Here is a 6387-nt window from a genome sequence, read left to right as displayed (position 1 = left end):
GGCAATGATGAGTCAGCATCATCGTTGCCTGGTATCATTCCCCCGGGATCAGGACGAAGGCCGGGCCCATATAGACGGTCTGCTTGGCGCCGCCCAAGTGAACCGCCAGCACAACCGTCTTCTTGTTGTAATCCTGCGTGGCCACGGTCTCGATCGAATAAAGCTGCCAGTCGGCGCCGACCGTCTGTGTGCTTTCGGTCAGGGAGGTGTAGGGGGCGGAATTGATCTGCAAGCGCATGTTGAGATGGGCTGGGGCACCGTCCTCGGTCTTGGCCTTCAGCCAGACCGCCGCCAGGATTTTGTCACCCTTTTTGATATCGCCGCTGACGTCAGTCTGCGCCGCCGAATCCCACGGATTGGCGCCCTTGGCCGGTATTTTGATCTCGATGGCGTAACCGCCCTGGACGGCCGCGTCCTTGACCCGCTTGTTGGTCTGCTGGCCGTAGACCTGCCAGCCGGAACTCGGGTCGTTGATCAGCTTGTCCTCGGCAAAAGCCGGCACAGCGGTAAAGGCGAGGGCGCACATGGCTCCCATGAGGATATCGCGACGGTTCATATTAAGCTCCCTGATCTTGTTGTTTTCAGGGAGGCTACATCCGGTTACGGCTTTTGGCTATAGGCGTAGGGACCAATAAGGGTGCCGACGAAGCCTCCGGCCTTACGTGTGCTCAGCACTGTGGCATCTGCATCCCAGGCGAGGCGCTTCATGTCGGTCGTCATGTGGTCAGCGGCGGGGTTGTACATGCAGTACAGCTTCTCGCGGCGGACGCCCAGGGTGACGTGGACGCCGTCTTTCGCGTCGACGGTTTGGGCGTTCAGCACCACGCCGTCGCGTGGATCGTCCTTGCTTGCGCGCTGGATCAGGGCGATTTCGCTGACACCGTTGCGCTTAGTCACGCCGCAGAACACCCAGGCGTCGTCAGACTGCACCATCATCAGCCCGGCGCGGTCGCCTTCATTGGGCGAGAACTCGACCTTGGTGTCCATGGCCGTGAAGTTGCTGGGCTGGCGCAGGCCGACAAAGGCCGGCTTGGCATTGACGTCGCCAATCGGCTGGCTCAGGGCCTTGACCGTCATGACCTTGCCGCCGTCGCTGACCGTCAGGAAGCCGTCGGAGGCGCCGCGGATCGACAGCCACTTCATCGGATCGTAGCCGCGGACATTGTGGTGGTAGGGGTTAGCCTGCGGCGCGTCGCCCAGGCCCTTGGGCCGCTTTTCGGAATAGGGGATGGGCTTGCCGCGATCAAGGATGACCGGCCAGCCGTCGACCCATTTGACCGGCAACAGGAAGGTCTCACGGCCGGTGTTGTAAAGGTCGTCGCCATAGGGGCGCACGGCCAGGAAGATGGCGTACCATTCGCCGGCCGGCGTCTGGATCAGGTCGGCGTGGCCCGCCGAGGTGATCGGGTTGGCACGATCGCGCGGCAGGTCGCGCTGGGTCAGGATCGGGTTCTTTTCCCAGGGTTCATAAGGACCCCAGACGTTTTTCGAGCGGAAGACGACCTGGGAGTGACCTTCGGCAGTGCCGCCTTCGGCCGGCATCAGGTAGTACCAGTCGTTGATGTGATAGATGTGCGGGCCTTCGATCCAGATCGGCTTTTGCGAGAAGTCGGCGCCGCCGTTGACGATCTGCTTTTTCTCGCCCGCTATGGTCAGGGTTTTCGGGTCGAATTCCTGCATCCAGATGGCGCGGTGGCCGTCATAGGTCGAGCCGCCGATGGGGCCGTCGTTCCAGGTGATATAGGCCCGGCCGTCCTTGTCGAAGAACAGGGAGGGATCGATGCCGCCAAACGGCAGCCAGGTGGGATCGGACCAGGGGCCCGCCGGATCCTTCGCGGTGATGACGAACTGGCCTTTGCAGTCGACGCAGGTGTTGACGATGTAGAAGGTGCCGTCGTGGTGCGAGATAGCCGGGGCGAAGACGCCGCGCGAGACGCCTAGACCCGAGAAGTCGAGCTGGCCCGGCCGGTCAATGGCATTGCCGATCTGGGTCCAGTTGACCAGGTCTGTGGACTTCCACACCGGGATGCCCGGGAAGTGGGCAAAGGTCGAGTTGACCATGTAGTAAGCGTCGCCGACACGATCGATCGACGGGTCGGGGGAGTAGCCGGGCAGGATGGGGTTGCGGTAATAGCCGGGCTTTTCGGGGACATCGATCGGGTAGTTCTGGTCCACCATGTGGTCGGCGCGCAGCCAGGTGTCGGTAAAGCGGGCTTCGGTTTGGGCGGCGGCCTGGCCGGCGAAAAGAACGGTGGCGAGGGCGGTGAGGGCGACGATAGGGCGCATGATGTCCTCCTGTTTACGATCGGCTATTGTGCAAGGTTAATCGGCGAAGCCGGTAGAATTTAACGACGGAACACACGGAAAGAGGCGGAAAGAAACGGAATTCTTGTTCTTCTGAGTCCGCCGCGCAGCGACGAACTAAGTAGATAAGTCGGTCATAGATTACACAGATTTCACAGATTTTTCAGCGACTTAATCTGTGCAATCTGTGTAATCTGTGGATCCACTTTAAATCAGATACCGCTACGCGGTGGAGCGGATTGACCTGAATTCCGCTTTTTTCCGTCTCTACCCGTGTGTTCCGTGGTTTGATGTTACCGCCCTTTCCGAGTGGGGCGCGACGACACGCTACCTCGGCGAGGCGTTTTTGAACGACTCGGCGATGGCGTAGTACAGCGGCTTTTTCTCGTAGTTCGAGTCGAACGGCGTCGGGCGCAGCGGCAGCTTGTCTTCGCGCGGGGTGAAGCCCTGCAGCCAGTTGTAGTGGTCGGGCATGCCCCAGAAGATCACGTCCTTCGTTTGCTTGTAGCTCAGCATCTGGTCGAGATAGATGCGGCCGACCGTCGCCACGATCGCGTCGCGCTGTTCGATATCGCCCGTCGGAATACGCTGGTCGTCGACGTCGAACTCGGTGATATGCAGATCGTAGTCCATGGCGACGATGGCATCGAGCCAATCCTTCCACTGGTTGACCTGGCCGCCCAGAAGATCGAAACCGTTGCCGATGTGCGACTGGACGCCCAGGGCGTCAATCGGGATATTCTTGTCGCGGAACCAGCGCAGCATCTTCAGCACGCCGGCGCGGTGCTTTTCGTTGCCGGCTTCCCAGCTCATATAGTCGTTATAGACCAACTCGGTTTTCGGCAGGTTTTCGCGCGCTGCTTCGAAGGCAATGCGCAAGACGTCCATCCCCAGAATCCGGGTAAAGACGTTGTCGCGGACCTCGCCCGTCGCCGGATCGATCGTCTCGTTGACAACATCCCACGAACAGATGCGGTCGCCGTAGCGGGTGGTGACGACCTTGATGTAGTCGCGCAGGAGGCGCTCGGCCTCGACCTTGGGCTTCGCGCCGAAATCGTAGGCCTTCAGCCACTGAGGCGTGAATTCGTCGCGTGCCCAGTACAGGTTGTGGCCGCGCATCGGGATCTTGTTGGCTTCGGCAAAGCCCAGCAGTTCATCGGCCGGAGCAAAGTTGTAGTCGGTCGCATTGTTATTATGCGTGACGTACATCTTCAGTTCGTTTTCCATGACCAGGACGTTGCATTCCGCGATCATCAGCGCCTTCAGTTTCGGGTCCTTGAAGGCGCCGATACCAATGGCATTGCCAAAGCGCAGGCCCTTGGCGGCGGCCAGATCTTTCAGTGCGGTTTCGGTGCCGGCGAGGGCGGCCAAGGGGCTACTTGCGGCTGTGGCAGTCGCCACCGCGCCGGCAGCGGCCAGGGCACCCCGGCGAGTGAGATTTTGACTCATGAAATTCTCCCTGTTGTCATTTTCTTTTGTTAGCGGTAACACTGTCACCGATTCAAGAAACCGTCAAGCTCGCCGATGTGATGATTCCGCGCTGGAAATTCGCTAAACGCGCGTTTATGGTCAGACCAACCGGTTCGCCCAAGAACCGAGCATAAAACAGGGAAGTTATCAAATGAAGCTCCAAAGCTCCAAGCTGACCCGCCGTCTGTTCGGCGCCTCGACCTTCGCGCTTACCCTTGGCGCGGCCACAGCCGCCGCCGCGGCGCCGAAGAAAAAGGGCAAGAAGGACGCCCTGCCGTACCAGGACGCCGCCTTGCCGGTGGCCGATCGCGTGAAGGACCTGATGGGCCGCATGACGCTGGACGAAAAGGTCGCCCAGATGCTGTGCGTGTGGCAGCAAAAAGGGGCGATTCAGAGCGAAAAGGGCGATTTTGATCCGGCCAAGGCGACCACGGTCTATCCGCACGGCCTGGGCATGATCGCGCGTCCGTCCGATCGCGTAGGCGTCAATGTCGCCACCGGCGCCGGCGATAACGGCGCAGTCGCCAACCGCAACGCCTTCGAGACCGCCACCTATATCAACGCCGCCCAGAAGTGGGCGATGGAAGAGACCCGCCTCGGCATCCCGATGATCATGCACGAGGAATCGTTGCACGGTTTCGTCGCCCGCGACGCCACCAGCTTCCCGCAGGCGATTGGTCTGGCCTCGTCCTTCGATCCCGTCCTGGCCGAAAAGATCTTCAGCGTCTGCGCCCGTGAAATGCGCGCCCGCGGCGCCAATCTGGCCCTGGCCCCCGTCGTCGACGTTGCCCGCGATCCGCGCTGGGGCCGTATCGAGGAGACCTACGGCGAAGACCCCTATGTCTGCGGCGTGATGGGTAAGGCCGCGGTGATCGGCTTCCAGGGCGACACCCTGCCGCTGGCCAAGGACAAGGTGCTGGCCACCCTCAAGCACATGACCGGCCACGGCGAGCCGCAGAACGGCACCAATGTCGGGCCGGCGCAGATCTCGGAACGCGTGCTGCGCGAGGACTTCTTCCCGCCGTTCGAAAAGATCGTCAAGGAAACCAAGATCGCGGCGGTCATGCCGTCCTACAACGAAATCGACGGCGTGCCGTCGCACGCCAACAAGTGGCTGCTGACCACCATCCTGCGCGGTGAGTGGGGCTTCAAGGGCATGACGGTATCCGACTACTTCGCCATCAACGAAATGATCAGCCGCCACAAGCTGGTGCCCGACCTGACCGAAGCCGCTTACCGCGCCATCAAGGCCGGCGTCGACATCGAAACCCCGGACAACCAGACCTATGGTAAGCTGGTCGACCTGGTGAAGGCCGGCCGCGTTTCGGAAAGCGAGATCGATGCCGCCGTCCACCGTATCGTGGAATGGAAGTTCCAGGCTGGGCTGTTCGAAAACCCCTATGCCGACGCCAAGAAGGCTGACTCGCTGACCGCAACGCCGGACGCGGTGGCGCTTGCCCGTGAAGCCGCTACCAAGTCGGTGGTCCTGCTCAAGAACAACGGCCTCCTGCCGCTGGATGGCAAGAAGGTCGGCAAGGTTCTGGTGCTGGGCACCCACGCCAAGGACACGCCGATCGGCGGCTATTCCGACATTCCGCGCAAGGTGGTGTCGGTGCTGGAAGGTATCGAAGCCGAGGGCAGGGCCCAGGGCTTTACGGTCGCTTACAGCGAGGCCGTGCGCATCACCGAACAGCGCATCTGGGGCCAGGATCAGGTCAATTTCACCGATCCGGCCGTCAATGCCAAGCTGATCGCCGAGGCCGTCGAGGCGGCGAAATCGGCCGACACCATCATCATGGTACTGGGCGACAACGAACAGACCTCGCGTGAAGCCTGGGCCGACAACCACCTGGGTGACCGCGACTCGCTGGACCTGGTTGGGCAGCAGAACGATCTGGCCGCCGCGATCTTCGCCCTGAAAAAGCCGACCGTCGTGCTGTTGCTGAACGGTCGTCCGCTGTCGGTCAACCTGCTGGCCGAAAAGGCAGATGCGCTCGTCGAGGGCTGGTACATGGGCCAGGAAACCGGCTGGGCCGCCGCCGACATCCTGTTCGGTCGTGCCAATCCGGGCGGCAAGCTGCCGGTCACCATCGCCCGCAGCGTCGGCCAGTTGCCGGTCTATTATAACCACAAGCCCACTGCCCGCCGCGGTTATCTGGGTGGCGAGACCAAGCCGTTGTATCCTTTCGGTTTCGGCCTCAGCTACACCACCTTCGAGATCGGCACCCCAACGCTGTCGCAGGCCTCGATCGGTATCTCGGACAGCGTCCAGGTCCACGTCACGGTCAAGAACACCGGCGCGGTCAAGGGCGACGAGGTCGTGCAGCTCTATGTCCGTGACGACTTCTCGTCCGTCACCCGCCCGGTGAAGGAACTGAAGGGCTTCCAGCGCGTTACGCTCGAGCCCGGCGCCAGCCAGACTGTGACCTTTGTGCTGACGCCGCGGGAATTGCAGTTCTACAACATGGAAATGCAGCGCGTTGTCGAGCCAGGGACCTTTACGATCTCCGCCGGCCCGAATAGTGTCGACCTGAAAGCGGTGACCCTGACGGTCGCCTGACATTTAGGACGCCTCATGTTTATCCCAAAAGTGCCGAAGAACGTTTCTTGGCC

4 protein-coding genes are annotated in these 6387 nt (G+C 61.5%); 1 reads left to right on the top strand and 3 read right to left on the bottom strand.

Annotation, left to right across the window (positions count from 1 at the left end):
- Positions 1-34: 34 nt before the first annotated feature.
- The 3 genes from ABI_RS22195 to ABI_RS22185 form a co-directional block, all read right to left on the bottom strand.
- Entirely contained in the window at positions 35-556 is a 522-nt protein-coding gene (locus tag ABI_RS22195) for a carbohydrate binding domain-containing protein (protein WP_157139079.1), read from the bottom strand.
- Between the two features lie 44 nt (positions 557-600).
- Entirely contained in the window at positions 601-2286 is a 1686-nt protein-coding gene (locus tag ABI_RS22190) for a glycoside hydrolase family 43 protein (RefSeq protein ID WP_006275320.1), read from the bottom strand.
- Positions 2287-2631: 345 nt separating this feature from the next.
- Positions 2632-3753, bottom strand: coding sequence for an endo-1,4-beta-xylanase (locus ABI_RS22185; protein WP_040309977.1), 1122 nt, complete (start codon positions 3751-3753; stop codon positions 2632-2634).
- Positions 3754-3925: 172 nt separating this feature from the next.
- Here ABI_RS22185 and ABI_RS22180 point away from each other — a divergent pair, with 172 nt between their 5' ends.
- Positions 3926-6334, top strand: a complete 2409-nt coding sequence (locus ABI_RS22180; protein ID WP_006275317.1) for a glycoside hydrolase family 3 N-terminal domain-containing protein — start codon at positions 3926-3928, stop codon at positions 6332-6334.
- Positions 6335-6387 lie beyond the last annotated feature (53 nt).

Source organism: Asticcacaulis biprosthecium C19 (genome assembly GCF_000204015.1).
GTDB classification, from domain to species: domain Bacteria; phylum Pseudomonadota; class Alphaproteobacteria; order Caulobacterales; family Caulobacteraceae; genus Asticcacaulis; species Asticcacaulis biprosthecius.
This window is presented reverse-complemented; position numbering and strand designations above follow the sequence as displayed.